This window comes from Rhizobium aethiopicum (assembly GCF_014197535.1).
GTDB lineage: Bacteria > Pseudomonadota > Alphaproteobacteria > Rhizobiales > Rhizobiaceae > Rhizobium > Rhizobium aethiopicum_A.
Genome location: NZ_JACIFV010000014.1, coordinates 1 through 16,619, shown reverse-complemented (window position 1 = coordinate 16,619; position 16,619 = coordinate 1). Strand labels below are relative to the sequence as shown.

The 16,619-nt window shown below is 62.0% G+C and carries 14 protein-coding genes; 7 read left to right on the top strand and 7 right to left on the bottom strand.

From position 1 onward, the window contains the following. Positions 1-5: 5 nt before the first annotated feature. Positions 6-758, bottom strand: coding sequence for a crotonase/enoyl-CoA hydratase family protein (locus tag GGD53_RS18705; protein WP_184458239.1), 753 nt, complete (start codon positions 756-758; stop codon positions 6-8). Positions 759-768: 10 nt separating this feature from the next. Then, positions 769-2,544: an acyl-CoA dehydrogenase gene (locus GGD53_RS18700; RefSeq protein WP_184458237.1), complete on the bottom strand. Its 1,776-nt coding sequence runs from the start codon at positions 2,542-2,544 to the stop codon at positions 769-771. 206 nt (positions 2,545-2,750) lie between these two features. On the opposite strand from GGD53_RS18700, the gene GGD53_RS18695 reads away from it, so the two are divergent. Both GGD53_RS18695 and GGD53_RS18690 read left to right on the top strand, forming a co-directional pair. After that, entirely contained in the window at positions 2,751-3,746 is a 996-nt protein-coding gene (locus GGD53_RS18695) for a transporter (protein ID WP_184458235.1), read from the top strand. A gap of 372 nt (positions 3,747-4,118) precedes the next feature. After that, on the top strand, positions 4,119-4,382 hold the full coding sequence (locus tag GGD53_RS18690; protein ID WP_064694035.1) for a DUF982 domain-containing protein: 264 nt from the start codon (positions 4,119-4,121) through the stop codon (positions 4,380-4,382). Positions 4,383-4,503: 121 nt separating this feature from the next. On the opposite strand, the gene GGD53_RS18685 is transcribed toward GGD53_RS18690, so the two are convergent. Next, on the bottom strand, positions 4,504-4,974 hold the full coding sequence (locus GGD53_RS18685; RefSeq protein WP_184458233.1) for a BA14K family protein: 471 nt from the start codon (positions 4,972-4,974) through the stop codon (positions 4,504-4,506). Between the two features lie 126 nt (positions 4,975-5,100). Continuing rightward, entirely contained in the window at positions 5,101-6,345 is a 1,245-nt protein-coding gene (locus GGD53_RS18680) for an aromatic ring-hydroxylating oxygenase subunit alpha (protein WP_064805926.1), read from the bottom strand. Positions 6,346-6,431: 86 nt separating this feature from the next. On the opposite strand from GGD53_RS18680, the gene GGD53_RS31465 reads away from it, so the two are divergent. From GGD53_RS31465 to GGD53_RS18665, 4 genes are all read left to right on the top strand, one after another. Beyond that, entirely contained in the window at positions 6,432-6,590 is a 159-nt protein-coding gene (locus GGD53_RS31465; protein ID WP_210303266.1) for a hypothetical protein, read from the top strand. Positions 6,591-6,746: 156 nt separating this feature from the next. Further along, on the top strand, positions 6,747-7,355 hold the full coding sequence (locus tag GGD53_RS18675) for a DUF6656 family protein (protein ID WP_184458231.1): 609 nt from the start codon (positions 6,747-6,749) through the stop codon (positions 7,353-7,355). A 68-nt stretch (positions 7,356-7,423) separates the two neighbouring features. Next, positions 7,424-8,398 (top strand): L-threonylcarbamoyladenylate synthase, encoded by a 975-nt coding sequence (locus tag GGD53_RS18670; protein ID WP_184458475.1) that lies wholly within the window; start codon positions 7,424-7,426, stop codon positions 8,396-8,398. 33 nt (positions 8,399-8,431) lie between these two features. Then, positions 8,432-9,868 (top strand): FAD-binding oxidoreductase, encoded by a 1,437-nt coding sequence (locus tag GGD53_RS18665; RefSeq protein ID WP_184458229.1) that lies wholly within the window; start codon positions 8,432-8,434, stop codon positions 9,866-9,868. A 237-nt stretch (positions 9,869-10,105) separates the two neighbouring features. On the opposite strand, the gene GGD53_RS18660 is transcribed toward GGD53_RS18665, so the two are convergent. After that, entirely contained in the window at positions 10,106-13,441 is a 3,336-nt protein-coding gene (locus GGD53_RS18660; protein ID WP_184458227.1) for a DUF1217 domain-containing protein, read from the bottom strand. Between the two features lie 300 nt (positions 13,442-13,741). On the opposite strand from GGD53_RS18660, the gene GGD53_RS18655 reads away from it, so the two are divergent. Further along, positions 13,742-14,308 (top strand): DUF6101 family protein, encoded by a 567-nt coding sequence (locus tag GGD53_RS18655; RefSeq protein WP_085777167.1) that lies wholly within the window; start codon positions 13,742-13,744, stop codon positions 14,306-14,308. Between the two features lie 77 nt (positions 14,309-14,385). Here the strand turns inward: GGD53_RS18655 and ubiA are convergent, their stop codons facing one another. Both ubiA and GGD53_RS18645 read right to left on the bottom strand, forming a co-directional pair. Beyond that, on the bottom strand, positions 14,386-15,345 hold the full coding sequence (gene ubiA, locus GGD53_RS18650; protein WP_184458225.1) for a 4-hydroxybenzoate octaprenyltransferase: 960 nt from the start codon (positions 15,343-15,345) through the stop codon (positions 14,386-14,388). A 204-nt stretch (positions 15,346-15,549) separates the two neighbouring features. Continuing rightward, positions 15,550-16,362: a MipA/OmpV family protein gene (locus GGD53_RS18645; protein WP_184458223.1), complete on the bottom strand. Its 813-nt coding sequence runs from the start codon at positions 16,360-16,362 to the stop codon at positions 15,550-15,552. Positions 16,363-16,619: the final 257 nt, after the last annotated feature.

Below are 16,619 nucleotides of genomic sequence, written 5' to 3'. Positions count from 1 at the left end.
TCGCCTCAGCGGCGCATGAAAGCTTCGAAGGCGGCCCGCGCCTCTGCACTTTTCAGCCGGGCGGAGAAATGGCGGGCCTCTTCGTCGATGCGGGCGATGATTTCCTCGCGCGGGCCGCGGATAAGATCGCGCGCAATACGCAGCGCCTCGGGCGGCTTGGCGGCAAGCTTTGCGGCAGCCGCCAGTGCCTGTCTTTCAACCTCTTCCGGCGTCGTCACCTTCCAGACAAGACCGGCTTCCCTTGCGTCCTCGGCGCTAAAGGCCTCTCCGGCCGCGAACATGGCAAAAGCTCGCTGGTGGCCCATGACGCGCGGACCGATGAGGCTGGACGCCGCTTCCGGCACCAGCGCCAGATCGACGAAGGGCGTGCGGAACTGGCTGCGGTCGGAGGCGATCGTCAGGTCGCAATGCAGGTTGAGCGTCGTGCCGATGCCGATCGCCAGGCCGTCTACCCCGGAGACCAGCGGTTTTTCGGCTCTGACGAGCGCGTAGAGAAAATCGATCAGTTCCTCTCCCATGCCGCCGCCCATGGCAACGGCCAGAAAATCGCCGATGTCGTTGCCGGCCGAAAAGCTGCCCTCGGTGCCGAGGAACACCGTCACCCTGATATTCGCGTTCGCATTGGCGGCATTCAGCGCTTCGGTCATGGTGCGGTACATCGCCCGCGTAAAAGCATTCTTCTTCTCCGGCCGGTTGAAGCGGATGAGCTGGACGCCCGGATGGGCGGAAGGCTGCTCGACGATGATGTGATCGGTCATGGAGGTTTCCTCAGACAAGCAGAATGCGGGCGGCGGCAAGGCTTGCCGCGCCGTTGACGACCCGGTCGCGCAGGGCTGCGGTCTCGGCAAGCAGGTTTTCGGCGGCGAAGCGGCAGAGCGCGATGCGGCCCTCGGCTTTGCCGTCGCCGCTCTCGGCCAGGCCACCCTTGGCAAGATAACAGCCGGTGAGCGCCAGCCCGAACAGGCGCTGATAGGGTGTAGCGCCGGCGAGCGCTTCACCAGCCCTGTCGTCCGCCAGCGCCTTCAGCAGCCAGCTCGTCGCCTGTTCAAGGTCGGCGATGGCTGCATCGAGCCGCGCGGCCGTTTCGCCGAAACCGTCGAGATTGGAGCGGCGGACGCCGTCGGCGATCTCCTGCAATTCGACGATAAAACCTTTCACCTGATCGCCGCCGGAAAGCGGCAGCTTGCGGGTGACGAGGTCGATCGCCTGGATGCCGTTGGTGCCCTCGTAGATCGGCGCGATACGGGCATCGCGGAGATACCGGGCCGCCCCCGTCTCCTCGATGAAACCCATGCCGCCATGCACCTGGATGCCGAGCGAGGCGACCTCGACGCCGGCATCGGTCGAAAAGGACTTGGCGATCGGCGTCAAAAGGGCGGCGCGCTCCTGCCAATGGCGACCATCACCTGCCCGGCGGGACATGTCGATCGCGTGGGCGCAGGCATAGGAGATGGCGCGCGAGCCCTGGGTCAGCGCCTTCATGGTCAGAAGCATGCGGGCGACATCAGGATGTTCAACGATCGGGCTCATGGCGGCGCCGGTCGAGCCAGGGGCCTTGCCCTGCGTGCGCTCGCCGGCATAGGCGAGCGCCTTCTGGGTGGCGGCCTCGCATATGGCCACACCCTGCATGCCGACCGCCAGACGGGCATTGTTCATCATCGTGAACATGCAGGCGAGCCCCTTGTTCTCCTCACCGACCAGCCAGCCGATCGCCCCCTTTTCGTCACCGAACCGGCCGTCGCCATAGATCATCGTGCAGGTCGGCGAACCATGGATGCCGAGCTTGTGCTCCAGCGAGTGGCAGAAGAGATCGTTGCGGGGGCCAAGCGAGCCGTCGTCGTTCACCAGGAATTTCGGCACCAGGAAGAGCGAAATGCCGCGCGTGCCGGCCGGCGCATCCGGCAGCCGCGCCAGCACCAGATGGATGATGTTGTCGGCGGCGTCATGTTCGCCCCAGGTGATGAAGATCTTCTGACCCGATATGCGATAGCTGCCGTCGGCGCGCCGCTCGGCGCGAGCCTTCAGGGCGCCGAGATCGGAGCCGGCATGCGGCTCGGTCAGGTTCATGGTGCCGGTCCATTCGCCCGACACCATCTTTGCCAGATATTTCTCCTTGAGCGCCGCGCTGCCATGGGTGCTGACCGCCTCGATGGCGCCCATGGTCAGCGTCGGCGCGAGGGCAAAGGCCATGGACCCGGAATTCCACATTTCCAGAGCCGCGACATTCAGCATATCAGGCAGTGCCTGGCCGCCGAAAGCTTCCGGCGCTGTCAGGCCGTTCCAGCCGCCGGCGATCCAGTTGCGATAGAGATCACGCCAGCCATCCGGCAGCCGGACCTCGCCATCGACGAGGCGGACGCCCTGGCGGTCGCCGATTTCGGCGAGAGGCGCCACTTCCTCTGTGGCAAAACGTCCCGCCTCGGCCAGGATGGCGTCGACGAGATCCTCGCCGAGATCGTCGAAAAGACCATTCGACATCGCCTCGCCCATGCCGGCTACATGCTTCAATGTGAACGCGATTTCCTCAACGGGCGCCTTGTACATGCTTCCTCCTCCGTCGGGTGCCTGCACCTCATGCAAAGCCCTCCCAGGCAAGGGCTAGTTGATTTTTACGTAAACGTCAATTTTGATTCATATCACGGGGTGCGATAATTCCACCCGGCATGGCGCTTTCTTCTTGCACAGCCGCGCCCATGGACGGCATGGAGAACTGAAGACAATCTATCGCCCTCGCAAAGGATCGGCGACCAATGGATACATTGCCCGTCAACATACCCGGTTTCGTCTGGGCCTATCGTTTCTCGCCGGACGAAAAAACGGCGGTGCGGCTGACCAACACCGCGACGGTGGCGGATCTGACCGCCGAGAACTGTTTCTACTGGCTGCATCTCAACCTCGTCGACGCCCGTGTGCCGGCCCTGCTCGAGACGCTCGACGGGCTGACGGAGGAGGCGAAATCGGCATTGACGACGCATGACACGCATGCGGCGCTGACCGTCGACGAGCAGATGCTCTACGGCACGCTCGTCGATTGCCAGCGTGATTTCGACCAGGACACCAACAATCTCGGCTGGCTGCATTTCGCCATGTCGGACCGCTTCATCGTCACCACAAGGCTGCAGCCGCTGCGCAGCGTCGAACGGGCGCGCACGCTAATCGAGAAGAATCCGGGCAAATTCTCGCGGCCGGTCGATCTCTTCGAGCTGCTGGTGATCGAATTCCAGCGCACACTGATCGCGATCGTCATCGAGCTTACCGAGGAGCTGAACCAGATCGAGGATATCGTCTACGACAACGCCCCGCGCGACGAGCGCCGGCGGCTGGCGCCGGTCCGGCGAACCGTGGTGCGGCTGCACCGGCATCTGCGCACGGTGCTGGCGCTGATGCGCCGAGCGGCGGCGGCCGATGACGATGAAATGCCCTTCGGCTTCGACGATGTGGCCCGGCGGCTGACGAGCCGGCTGGAAACGGTCGACCACGATGTCTACGCCCTGCAGGACCGGGCCCGCCTGCTGCACGAAGAAATCGATTCGAAACAATCCTCCGAGACCAACCGCCATCTCTATCTGCTGTCGATCATGACCGCCTTCCTGCTGCCGCCGACGCTGGTGACGGGTTTCTTCGGCATGAACACCGCCAACCTTCCCTTCGCCGTCGGCGATTACGGCACGGAATACGCCGTCATTCTGATCATTGCCTCGATCGTCTTCGCCTGGTGGCTGCTGCGGCGGGTAGATATTCTTTGAGGACGAAAGCTCCGGCATGACTCTCGGAGTGCGAGCTCGCTCTTATTCCATCAAACGTCGCGGTACTTGCCACAGAGCTCACCCGACGCTCCGTCATCCCAGGGCTTGACCTGGTCAAGCCCTGGGATGACGGAGTGTCGGTTAACGTTCTTGCCAAATTCGCCGCCGACGCAGCGGATGGCGCGGCGTTGCGCCTATCGCATCATGCGGGACGCGGCCACCGTCAGCATTGCGACGCTTCGGCCATCTAATTTCTGGCCTCGGCGATGGCGGGCAATCTCAGCGATCGATGCGCGGAGTTCATGCCACCACCCCGCCCGGAACGGTTCTTGCACGGTTACTAATATGTTCACCGTGGGAAGGCCTAATGTCATGAAGTGGCACACACCTGGAGAATTCAGCCCTCTGATGCTCGTTGTGGACGGGCCGGAAAAATACAAACTTGTCGCGAGCCTTTGGGATGCGGCGCAGCTGCTAACGGCTTGCTGGCCACTCGACGACGGCGAAGAATATCTGACCGCGGTGAAGGCTTGCCGAGATGCCATCCACGGGGACCTTCCGGCTGAGGACGCGCGAGAAGCGCTGATCAGTGCTGCCAAGGAAGCCGGCATTCCGGTGATTACCGTCGTTCACTGAGTTCGCAGCCGACTATGAAATGGGTTCACGGGCTCCTTCATGCCATGGCCCTACCGCTCCGCTCCACATTAGGCCCTAACCCTCGCGTTTCCGAGAGAGGGTTAGGGGCAGCATCCGGGACCTATCGATAAGGCGAATAGCACTGCTGGCGCGGGCCGTTATATGGCTGGAAGGTGTTGTCGTAGGCCCGATAGGAGCGGTAGCGGTTTTCGCACCAGGCAACGTGAGCCGAACCCATGCGCCGCGCAGGCACCACATAACGCCGCGGCGGAGCGACGATGGCGCCGCCGATCACCGCGCCGGCGCCGAAGGCGGCGAGCGGATACCAGTAACCGTTATAGCGGCGATAGCCGGGGCGGTAGTAGGAATAACCGCGATAGCCGCCATACCAGCCGGGCCGGTAATAGGCGCCGGGGCGATAGCCGGGCCGGTAGTAGTCGCGTCGGTAATAGTACTGGACATTCTCAACAGCCGAGGATTTTTCAACCTGCGGCGCGGCCGGCATCTGGATTGCCTGCGACGGCACGAAACTCGTTAAAACGACGGCAGCGGCTATCACCGCGGTTGCCATCCTGTTTCTCAGCCCGATCATTTCTCTCTCCCATTCAACAGCGATCACCGCTTGCCCTGCAACGCTTGCGAGCGAGAATGGTTCCAGAAGCGGCCGGACTCGGCAGCTTCTGGATGAGTAGAGCTTGGCCGGCTCAACCGGCAGAGGCTAAGCGACGGCGGAGATTTTCGCTTGGTCGCCCTGCAGGCGGTTCACCATGAAGTTCGAGTACCATTCGAGGAACTGCATGACACCGCCCTCGTGCAGGGCGGAATAGGGGCCGGGCTCATAGGCGGGCGAGTGGATGCCGAAGGCATTTTCCTCGACGATCCGGCGGTCCTGGTCGTTGGTCTCGGTCCAGACGTGGGTCAATTCCTCGAGATTGTAATCGACGCCCTCGACGGCGTCCTTGTGGACGAGCCACTTGGTCGTCACAGCCGTCTCGTTGGCGCTGAGCGGCAGCACCCGGAAGGAGATGGCGTGGTCGCCGAGCAGATGATTCCACGTCGTCGGATAGTGGAAGAGCAGCATCGTGCCGATGCGATTGATCGAGATGTCGTCGGAGATCCGGCGCTGCACGGCCGGCTTGCCGGACATGGTGTAGCTTTCAGCGTCCTCGATCAGCGGCATGCGGGCGGTGCGGAACTGGCCGTCCGGCGAGATCTGGAACTTGCTCGGCAGGCCGGCGGCCTCGCAGCGCGCCCAATGGCCGGCGATCTCCGGATCGTCGGCGCCGCCGTCCGTGCCGGTGACGCTCGGCGCCTCGGGATAGGTGCGGCAGAGTTCCGGGTGATTGGCGGCGCAGTGGTAGCACTCGCGGTTATTTTCCCAGACGAGCTTCCAGTTGCCCTTCTCGATGATCGTGCTCTGGAAAGCGACCTTGGTCTCGCCGATCCGGTGCGGCGCCATATAGGGCTCGATCTTGTCGCGCACCGGCTTGAAATCCGGGGCGACGTCGGCAAGGCAGATGAAAATATAGCCTGCGACGCTCTCGCAGTGGACCGGCTTCAGGTTGAAGCCGGTTTTGTCGAAATCGTCGCCCATGTGACGGGCAAAGGCAAGTTTACCGTCGAGATCGTAAGTCCACTGATGATAGGGGCAGACGAGACGCACGGAAGAGCCGTGCTCCTTCGTGCAGACGCGCGAGCCGCGATGACGACAGCTGTTGTGGAAGGCGCGGATGACATTGTCACGGCCGCGGACGATGACGACCGGATACGTGCCGATCTGGACGGTGAAGTAGGCGCCCGGTTTCGGCAACTCGCAATCATGGCCCATGAACAGCCAGTCGCGATAGTAGATCATCTCCATGTCGAGTTTGAAATAATCCTCGTCGGTGTAGAACGGCTGTTCGAGGCTGAAGCCCTCGCGGCGGTTCTTGAGCTGACGTAAAACGTTGCTGCGAATATCCATCTTCATGTCCTCGTGCACCGGCTGCCGCCTTCAGCTGAAGGCTTTGGAAGCGCGCCTGCTAACCTTCTCCTGCGGGAGAACTGTTCATGGCGCCATTTAATCACCTGGCATTCCTGCCGCTTGGTTGTAATGCGACATCGGCTTCGAAATTGACGACAGGAAGCGCCGAGGCTTCAAAACAGCCCCTCCCGATCGACCCGATGTCGACTCTGCAGGCAATTATCGTCAATTGCGACATGGCGTAAAGACCGGATCGGCAAAGAGGCGGCTCTGCGATATCGGCGATTGTCGCATTTACGACATCGCCGGCTTCTGCCCGATGCGGCAGCCGCTTCTTAATGCTGCGTTAAGCATACGCTCTTATCCTGCTGTCGACCTCAGACCGACGAAGCACGTAAACCATGGCCAGACTCCGCTATTTCGACGCGAAAGAAGTAATCCGGCCGCAGGAGCGGCCACTGGTCGCCGCCCATTCCGAATTCCTGCGCACCGGCCGCATCCCCCGCGACCGGCGCCACTGGCTGGCCGAGGAAAGGCGCTACCTCACCCATGACGAGGTCGCCGCAAAGACCGGCCGCAAGCTGCAGGCGGCCGGCGAGAAGACGCATCAGCACATCAACGGCTTCCACCACTCGATCCAGTTTCCGAAGATGATCTTCCACCGGACGCTGGAGGACAGCCCGCATCTCGGTTATTGCCACGTCACCGCGGCGCGCACGAAATTCGCGCGCTACGAAGAGGTGAGCTGGGCCTTCTACATCGCCAACTTCTATTCCGACATCGGCGACAACGACAATTTCTTCGAACGGATCGATGTCGGCTATTCCCGGATGTATTTCGCCGTCGCGATCAAACCGGGCGAGGATTCCGCCGAAAAGATGACGATCGACCGGTCGGTGCGCGGCAACGGGCTGCTCTTTCGCACCCACGATCCGCAGGCGGCGATCCGCAACATCCTGCTGCTCGGCGCCCGCAACGAACAGCTGCGCGAAATCATCCGCCAACTGTGAGCGAACAAGGCGATTGATCGCCGGCGACGGAAAGCCTAATGACTGCCGGAACCAGACACGGGCAGCATATGGCACGCATCATCGACATCAGGGCAGACAGGCAGGCGGCACTCGAAGCGGCCTGTGCCGCTCTTTCCGATGGCTTTGCCATCGCCATGCCGACGGAGACCGTCTACGGCCTTGCGGCCGACGCCACCAATCCGGCAGCCATCACCCGCATCTACGAAACCAAGGGCCGACCGCGCTTCAACCCGCTGATCTGCCATATGGCCGATCTCGAGATGGCCGAACAGCATGCGGAGTTCGACCCCGTCTCGCGGGCGCTCGCCGAGGCCTTCTGGCCCGGCCCGTTGACGCTCGTGCTGCCGCTCAGGCCCGCAAGCCCGATTCACGCGCTGGCGACCGCCGGTCTCGACAGCGTCGGCGTGCGTGTGCCCAAGGGCTTCGCCGGCACCCTGATCGGCGCCTTCGGACGGCCGCTCGCAGCTCCGAGCGCCAACACCTCAGGCGCCATCAGCGCGACGAGTGCGGCCCATGTCGAAGCCGATCTCGGGGCGAGAATCCCGTTGATCCTCGATGCGGGACCGAGCGCCGTCGGCGTCGAATCGACCATCGTCAAGGCCGAGGACGGCCGGTTGCGGCTGCTTCGACCCGGCGGACTGGCGGCACGCGAGATCGAGCGCGTGGCGGGCCAGCCGCTGCTGCGCGCCAAAAAGGCATCGGCGGCAATCGAAGCGCCCGGCATGCTCGCCTCGCACTATGCGCCAGGCGCCAGCGTGCGCCTCAATGCGACCAAAGTGGAACCCGGCGAAGCGCTGATCGCCTTCGGCGGTGCGGCGGTCGAAGGCGCGCGCGAAGCACGCATCGCCCTCGACCTCAGCCCGCGCGGCGATCTGGCGGAAGCGGCGGCCAATCTTTTCGACTACATGAAGCGGGCCGATGCCAGCGGGGTGTCGAGCATCGCCTTTTCGCCGATCCCGGACGACGGGCTCGGCGAAGCCATCAACGACCGGCTGCAAAGAGCTGCCGCCCCGCGTGACTGACAGACCCGATAAAAGCGAAAGAGGATCGACCCGATGAGCAGTCCCGGCATTTCCACCGATCTTCTCGACCGTTTCGCCGCGATCGTCGGCGAGAAATACGCGCTTCGCAGCGAGGCAGATCTGGCGCCGCATCTGATCGAAAATCGCGGGCTCTATCATGGCTCTTCCCCTCTCCTGCTGAAGCCCGGCTCGGTCGAGCAGGTCTCCGAGATCATGAAGCTTGCGACCGAAACCAAAACGGCGATCGTGCCGCAGACCGGCAATACCGGCCTCGTCGGCGGCCAGACGCCCCGCGAAGGCAAGTGCGATATCATCCTGTCGCTCGAACGTATGACTGGAATACGCGACGTCGATCCGGTGGCGAACGTGCTTATCGCCGATGGCGGCGCGATCCTGGCGGATGTGCAGAAGGCGGCCGAGGCGCATGGACGGCTGTTTCCGCTGTCGCTCGGCTCGGAGGGCTCCTGCCGCATCGGCGGCAATCTCTCCACCAATGCCGGCGGCACGGCCGTGCTTGCCTATGGCAATATGCGCCAGCTCTGCCTCGGCCTCGAAGTGGTGCTGCCGACCGGCGAGATCTGGGATGGGTTGCGCCGCCTGAAGAAGGACAATACCGGCTATGACCTGCGCGATCTCTTCATCGGCGCCGAAGGCACGCTCGGCATCATCACCGGCGCGGTGCTGAGGCTGTTTCCTCAGCCGCTCGGCCATCAGGTGGCGTTTGCCGGCCTCAATTCGGTTGAGGATGCGCTCGCCCTCTTCAACCTTGCCGCCAGCCTCTGCGGCACCTCGCTCACCGGTTTCGAGCTGATGCCGCGCTTTGGCGTCGAGATCACCACGCGCCACATCGACGGCGTGCGCGATCCGCTAGAAGCGGCATACCCCTGGTACGTGCTGATCGACATTTCGACGTCGGATTCGGCCGAGACGGCGGAGCGGATGATGAACGGCGTGCTGGAACAGGGCTTCGAGGCCGGGCTGGTGCAAGACGCCGCGATCGCCGCCTCCGTCGCCCAGCAGAAGGCGATCTGGCATATGCGCGAGAGCATGTCGGATGCGCAGAAGCCGGAAGGCGGTTCGATCAAGCACGATGTGTCCGTGCCGGTGTCGAAGATCCCGCATTTCATGGCCGAAGCGGAAAAAGCCGTCATGGCGGCCATGCCGGGCGCCCGCATCTGCGCCTTCGGCCACATGGGCGACGGCAATATCCATTACAATATTTCCCAGCCGACCGGTGCCGACAAGGCCGCTTTCATCGCCCGCTGGCGCGAAATGAACCATATCGTCCATGGCCTGGTGCTCGCCCATGGCGGCTCGATTTCGGCCGAACACGGCATCGGCCAGCTGAAGCGCGACGAATTGGCGGCGATCCGCCCGGCTATCGAAATCGAGCTGATGCGCCGCATCAAGCGGGCTTTCGATCCGGCTGATATCATGAACCCGGGAAAGGTTGTCAGTCTCGAGGGGTGAGGTTGGCCCGTTCGGCGATATCAGCATGAGGGAAGGCCCCTCCCCAACCCCTCCCCACAAGGGGGAGGGGCTAACTTGCGGCCAGCATCGGCGGCTAGAAGTCAAAGTCTCGCACGCTGTTACCGTTCCGCTGCCTCCGACGAGGCGGTTGCGGAGGGCAGCGCGGCACTCAAGCCCCTCCCCCTTGTGGGGAGGGGTTGGGGAGGGGTCTTACTCGCAAAGTTTGCCGGAATTACCTCAGGACGACTGTGTGCCGCCGCCGGTCAGGATCTGCAGGGCCGGTGACTGCTGGGTGCTGTTCTGGACGTCGTACATCGCGGTGAAGCGCCGCAGCAGCTTGTCGACCTTCTTCGGGTCCTGGAGATCCTCGAGCTTGACGAAGCGGTTGAGGAGATCGGCCTGCTTGGCGACATCCATGCTCGACATCTGTGACGGCAGGCTGTAGGCCGTGGTGATGACCTGATAGAGCGCCTTGTCGCCGAGGATCGAATAGAGCGAGGTGATGCTGGAGGCCTTGCGGCTGAAGTAGAGCGCCAGACGCACACCGTCGTTGCTTTCGCCCTGCTGGGTCTCCAGCGTCTGCTGCAGGTAGAGCTCCTGGGTATTGTCCTCGGCCGCCTTGTTCTGGATGGCGCCGATCTTGGCGCGGGTCAGATTGCCGTCCTTGTCGAAGTTGAAGGCTGCGACGATATCCTTGAAACGCGCATCGGCTTTGGTGTTGAGGTAGCTCTTCTTGTCCTCGGGATCGGAGGTGAAGATCTTCTTCAGCGTCGCCTTGTCGTAATCCTTCGGGTCGAGGTTGTTCGCCTTCAGCACCAGGTCGGTCAGGCGGCTGTCATCGAGGAAATCGTCGAGCGACTGCACTTTCGCCATACCTTTGGCGAAATAATCCACCTCGGCGGTTGCGTCCTTCGATGCCTTGTCCTTTACCGGCCCGGCCTTCAGCAGCATGGTCACATGCGCCTTGTAGTCGGTGGCGTATTTGGCCATGGTCGCGTCCGGCAGTGCCTGGAGGGGTGCGGCCGCCTTGCCGTCGGGGCCGAAGTTGAAGGCGCGCGCCAGGTTGGTGATGCGCTCGTCCTTCAGCGAGGCGATATAGCCGTCCGGATCGTAGGCATCGCTCGTCAGGATTTTACGCATCATCGAGCGCGGCACGTCCTGATCGGTCAGGCCGAAGGCCTGCAGCGCGACATGATAGAGATCCGGCAGATTGTCGTTGCTCCTGGTGAAATCGGCCGTTCGATTGGTACGCAGGAAATCATTGACGGTCTTGACGTCGGAGAAGTTCAAGAGGCTGCTGCTGTCGGCCATCATGCTCTTATAATTATCGGCGACTTCTTCGATCGCCTCGTCGCGCTCGTCGTCATAACGCGCCATGTAGTTGTCGTTGGTGGTCTGCGCCTGATCTGCGGTCTGGATCGAGCTGACGACGGGGAGCGATCCGTCGGCGGCAAAGTTGAAATCGGCATTGAGGTCGGAATAGCCTGCCGCGGCGGCGGCGGTCGCATCGGTCAGGATGCTCCTGAGATCGGCGTCCGTGATATCGAACGGCAGATTGTAAGTGCTCTTCAGGAAGTTGGTGATGGCGGGATCGGCGATGAGATCATCGACATTGGCGATCGTCGCCATACGGGCGGAATAGTCGTCCGTGCGCGCCGTGGCGGCAATTTTCGTGTTGGTGATCTGGGCGGACGTCTGTGCCGCCATGCCGTCCTCAAGCGAACCGTCCGCCTTGAAATTGAAAGCGGCGGCGACGTCGGCATAGGTGCCGGTGCCGCTCTGATCGGTCAGGATAGCGCGCAGATCGACATCGCTGACGGTCGACGGGATGCCGTAGGCGTTGCGGATGAAATTGTTCAGCCGCTGGTCGCTTAGCAGCTGGTCGACATTGGAGATGCCGGCGATGGTTGACTGGTAATAGACGGCGGCATCGTCGGCCTTGCTTGCCGTGCTGGCGCTTTGCGCCGCGCTCTGCGTGGCATAGAGGGTCGCGACCGAGCCGTCCGTTTTGAAATTGAAGAGATCGTGGACGTCGCTGTAGCCCTGGGCGCTGGCAGCCGCGGGATCGACGAGGAAGCTCCTCAGCGTTGCGTCGGAGACGCTGTCGGCGATCTGCATGCTGGTTCTGAGATAGCTGACGGCGACGGAATCGGACATGATGTCATCGACATTGGTGACATTGCCGATCATGGCGTTGAAGTGCGCTGCGTTCGCCGCCGATTTGTCGGTGGTCGATTTGCGCTGCGCGTCGGTCTGAATCACTGAACCATTGATCGAGCCGTCAGCCTGGAAGTTGAAGTCGGCATTGAGATCGGCATGCCCCTGGGCGGCGGCATAGGTCGAGTCCGTCAGAATGCTCTTCAGCTCGGCATTGCTGAAACTGGTGCCGAGGCTGTAGGCATCCTTGATGTAGCGCGCCAGAACGCTGTCGGCGAGCAGGTCGTCGACATTGGTGATGCTGCTCGACCGCGAGGTCACGTTATAATAATTGGCGGTGCTTGCCGCTGCGTCCTTCAGCTTGTTCGACTGGTCGATCGTCTGGGCACGCGCCGTTGTCGACGTCGTGCCGTCCGCCTTGAAATTGAAGGCGTTGTAGACATTGGTGAAGCCCATCAGCTGGGCATAGCCGGGATCGGTCAACACCATGCGCAGCGCCGGCGCGGTGAAGTCGGCGCCCATGCTGTAGGCGGTCTTGATATAGGAGGTCAGGCGACTGTCGGCGACGAGATCGTCGACATTGGTGATCGTGCCGATCTTGGCGGTGTAATAGGCCTGGTTGTATTCGGCCGCCGTCTTGCTGACATAAACGACATCGGAACCGACGGAATTGTCGATGATGACGGACTGGTTATTTAGCGTATAGGTCTCGATGATCGACGACTTCTGCGTCGCGGTCTGGGCGCTGCCGTTGACAGTCCCGTCGGCATTGAAGCTGAACTGGGCGGCAAGCGCCTTGTACTTGTCGCCGCCCTGCGTGTTGACGACGCTTGCCGGGTCGCTGAGATCGCTCGTCAGCACCTGCCGCAGGAAATCCTTCGACGCATAGGTGGGATCGATCTTGAAGGCCTTCAGCACATAGGTGCGCAGCCGGGTGTTGTTGACCAGATCGTCGACGGTCTGCACGCTGTCGATATTGTTCCTGTAATAGGTGCTCTCGGTGGCCGCCGCCTTGTCGGCATCGACGAAGGACTGCTTGTAGAGGCCGATGAGCTCGTCCTCCTGCGCGTCGGTCTGAACGTCCTTCTCGGGTGCGTTGAAATTGAAGGCGGCGGCGAATTCACGGTAGCGCGTATCTGAGAGCTTGTTGGCGTAGCTGTTCGGGTCGGTGAGATCGCTTTCGAGCACCTTCTTCATGAAGGCCTTGGCATAGGTCATGTCCTCGAGGCCATAGGCCTTCATGGCGTAGCTGTAGAGCTTGTAGTCGCCGAGGAAGTCGTCGACGTCTTTGACCTTGTTGATGTTGTCGGCGTAGTACTGGGCATCCTTCTTGACCGTCGCCTGCGCCGCAACCTTGTTGAGGCTCGACGTCATATCCTTCGACAGGATCGTGTACGCGAGGGAAGCCGTGATCATGAAAAGCGCCCTTTTCGGCAAAATCTCTAAAGAACGACAAACTGCTGGTAAGCCCATTTTGCCACGCAAAACTTACCCGAGACTTACCTTTGGACTGCGCCATTTCAGGACAGCGGGCCGTTCACCTTCCGGAAACCCTGCCAGATTCGGTTTTGATAACCATCAGGGGAGGCAAAGTTTTCTTAACCGCAATTTTTAAGCTGTACGGAAGGGGGGCCGCCTATTGTCGGACATAGAGGACGAAAAGTCCCGAGGAGAAGACCGCAAACCGGCTCTCAGGTAAGACAAGGGTAGAATGAAATGAACAATCCCGTTTTGAAGCCCGTTTGGGCTGGCACGACGCTGCGTCTCGATCCGTCCCGCTTCCCGCAGCAAATCAGCTACGCCATCCATGATTGTTCGGATGACGTCAGCATCACGATCGACGAACGCGGCGCAGTCCTGCGGAAAGTCCTTCCCTCCAGCGGCCTGCCGCTCTCGATTGCCCTGCCGAGGCGCGTCTTCAAGGGTGTCGCCGCCCGCGCCATCGACCATGGCGACGGCGAGGTCACCGTCACGCTCGAGCTTCACCATGCGGATCCGGAACTCTGCATTCCGCTGCTCGTCGCCCATGATCTCAGCGACATCGCCGCCGACTGGCGCAGCTGGTCGGAGGCCTTCCGCATTCCGATGCTGATGGTCGAGGCCGATGGCGTCGCCCGGCCGCTCGAAGACCATATCGGGGCGCTGCGCACCAGTGACCTCAAGCCGCGCCGCCGTCATTCCTACTTCGCCAATCGCCGTCCGCGCTTCCTCGTGCGTCGCACCACCGGTCAGCTGGGCGTCGCCATGAAGATCGAAGGCAAGGAAATCATCGCCCGCAACTGACCGAAATCGCGACAGCGCCATTTCGATTTCGAAACCCGGCACTCGTGCCGGGTTTATCGTTTCACGCGCCGTTACCCTCAAGGAAGGGCGAAGAGCAGCGAAAAGAACAGGCCGAGGAAGATGGTCAGGCCGACGCGGTTGTTCGACTTGAAGAGCGCCAGGCATTGCGCGGGATCGTTGATATCGAGCCGGACGATCTGCCAGGCGAACATGCCGGCCGCGCCGAACAAGGCGATAAAGGCGATGAGATTGGCGCCGGCGAGCGCGAAGGCCGCAAACATCAGCATCAGCGTCAGCCCATAAAGGCCGATCAGCCATTGCCTCGTCTTATCACCGAAAAGGCGGGCAGTGGAGCGCACGCCGATCAGCTCGTCATCCTCCTTGTCCTGATGCGCATAGATCGTGTCGTAACCGATCGTCCAGGCGATGGAGGCGGCATAAAGCAGGAGGGCGGCAAAGGAGAGGCCACCCAGAATGCCCGCCCAGCCCATCAGCGCGCCCCAGGAAAAGGCAAGGCCGAGATAGAATTGCGGCCAGTCGGTGAAGCGCTTGGCATAGGGATAAAGTGCGACGATTCCGAGCGAGAGCAGGCCGAGAAAGACGGTGAACCAGTTGAATTGCAAGAGCACGAAAAGGCCGACCAGCGCCTGAATGCCGATGAAAATCTTGGCGCGGGCGCGGGTGACGCGGCCGGAGGGCAGCGGACGCGAGCGGGTGCGCGCCACTTCCATGTCGATCTCGTGGTCGACGAGATCGTTATAGGTGCAGCCGGCACCGCGCATGGCGACGGCGCCGATGAAATAGAGGAAAAGGTGGGACACCAGCAGGCTGCCGGAATAGAGCCCTTGCCCGATCGCCGCATTGGAGGCGAGCGTGGCCGACCAGAAGCACGGCCACATCAAGAGCTCCCAGCCGATCGGGCGATCCCAGCGTGCGAGCTGCGCATAAGGCCAGAGCCATGGCGGCAGGATCCGGTAGACCCAGTTATCGGAAGGTGCGTCGGAGACGCGATCGTTGAACTCGCCTGTATCTTGCATGCCGTTCATCTAGCGGCCGGCTGGCGATCCGGTCAAGAAGCGATCGCGGCAGCGCCAAGAAGCGCGTCGCATTGGACGCGCTTTGGCTCTTTGCTCATGCATGTCGTTGTCCCGGAACCTTGGCACACTTCCGAGCGATGTGCATTGCGTTTATGCATGTCGTTGTCCCGGAACCGCGCACACTTCCGGGCGACATGCATTAAATTATTGCAGCGAGAAATTGAACCTGTAGGTCGCCGAGACACCGATGAGCAGCTGGTTCTTCGAGCCGCGCTGCTGCACGAGACTGCTGTCGGCCGCCGGCCCCGCCAGTCGCTTATATTCGAGGAAAGAGCTGGCCGACAGGTTTTCCGTCGCCTTCCATGTCAGAGCCGCGCCGGCGCCATAGGACTGGATGCCCGACGACGGCTTGTATTGATCAAGCCCGCTCGCCGCCGACTGTTTGGCGTTGACGCCGTAATAGGCATCGTAATAGCCGCTGGTGGCGAATGTCGCGCGTGGACCGCCTGACAGTTGCAGATTGGGGGCGATGTCGGTGAAGGCATCGACGGCGAGATCGGCAACGACGCCGTCATGCGAGCGAATGCCCTGGCGAACTTCGGCGCGGGCGCGCAGGAAATCGGTCGGATAGACTTCGACGAAGCCGCCGGCTTCCGCTCCCCATTTGACCTTCTTCATGCCTTTCAGCTCGTGACCGTCGCCCTCGTCGCGCGAAGGCACGAATTTGCCGACGAGGCCGGCGCGGAAAGCACCATTATCCATGAGGGCGAAGGACGGATTGTCGTTGCGGGAGGAAAAGCGCGGAGCCGAGCCTTGCCGGCCGGCCGAAATCAGCGGGCTGAACCGGAATTCGTAACGCCGTGAGCCCTCGAATTTCGGCGCGGAAAAGCCGGCGACACCGACACTCAGATACCAGTCGCCGGACCAGAAATGCTGGCCGCTTTCCTGCGCGAGCGCCAAGGCAGGGGATGAAAAGACAATAGCCAGGGAGATCGATACGACTGATCGATGAAACACGTCCGCACTCCAGAAAACGCAAAAACACAGCCGCGGAGAGCGGCGGCCGCTAGACTTATCCTGATGTCGTTACCCCAATGTTAACCACGGCGACAAAGGGCGCTCAATGAAAGGCGTGCCGTGTAGCCCCCTCATCCGCCCTACGGGCACCTTCTCCCCGCTGGGGACTGTTGCGTAATGGGCGATGAAGATTGCTGAACAGTGTAGCGACCAAGGGTGGTTGCCCCGCTTCGGTGTAAAGCGGGCTGATCGTGGTG

Excerpts from the sequence above, each read along its gene's own strand:
- GGD53_RS18700 (WP_184458237.1), bottom strand. The coding sequence starts at position 2,544 with ATGTACAAGGCGCCCGTTGAGGAAATCGCGTTCACATTGAAGCATGTA.
- GGD53_RS18695 (WP_184458235.1), top strand. The coding sequence starts at position 2,751 with ATGGATACATTGCCCGTCAACATACCCGGTTTCGTCTGGGCCTATCGT.
- GGD53_RS18670 (WP_184458475.1), top strand. The coding sequence starts at position 7,424 with ATGGCACGCATCATCGACATCAGGGCAGACAGGCAGGCGGCACTCGAA.
- GGD53_RS18675 (WP_184458231.1), top strand. The coding sequence starts at position 6,747 with ATGGCCAGACTCCGCTATTTCGACGCGAAAGAAGTAATCCGGCCGCAG.
- GGD53_RS18680 (WP_064805926.1), bottom strand. The coding sequence starts at position 6,345 with ATGGATATTCGCAGCAACGTTTTACGTCAGCTCAAGAACCGCCGCGAG.
- GGD53_RS31465 (WP_210303266.1), top strand. The coding sequence starts at position 6,432 with ATGGCGCCATTTAATCACCTGGCATTCCTGCCGCTTGGTTGTAATGCG.
- ubiA (WP_184458225.1), bottom strand. The coding sequence starts at position 15,345 with ATGCAAGATACAGGCGAGTTCAACGATCGCGTCTCCGACGCACCTTCC.
- GGD53_RS18690 (WP_064694035.1), top strand. The coding sequence starts at position 4,119 with ATGAAGTGGCACACACCTGGAGAATTCAGCCCTCTGATGCTCGTTGTG.
- GGD53_RS18665 (WP_184458229.1), top strand. The coding sequence starts at position 8,432 with ATGAGCAGTCCCGGCATTTCCACCGATCTTCTCGACCGTTTCGCCGCG.
- GGD53_RS18660 (WP_184458227.1), bottom strand. The coding sequence starts at position 13,441 with ATGATCACGGCTTCCCTCGCGTACACGATCCTGTCGAAGGATATGACG.
- GGD53_RS18685 (WP_184458233.1), bottom strand. The coding sequence starts at position 4,974 with ATGATCGGGCTGAGAAACAGGATGGCAACCGCGGTGATAGCCGCTGCC.
- GGD53_RS18705 (WP_184458239.1), bottom strand. The coding sequence starts at position 758 with ATGACCGATCACATCATCGTCGAGCAGCCTTCCGCCCATCCGGGCGTC.
- GGD53_RS18655 (WP_085777167.1), top strand. The coding sequence starts at position 13,742 with ATGAACAATCCCGTTTTGAAGCCCGTTTGGGCTGGCACGACGCTGCGT.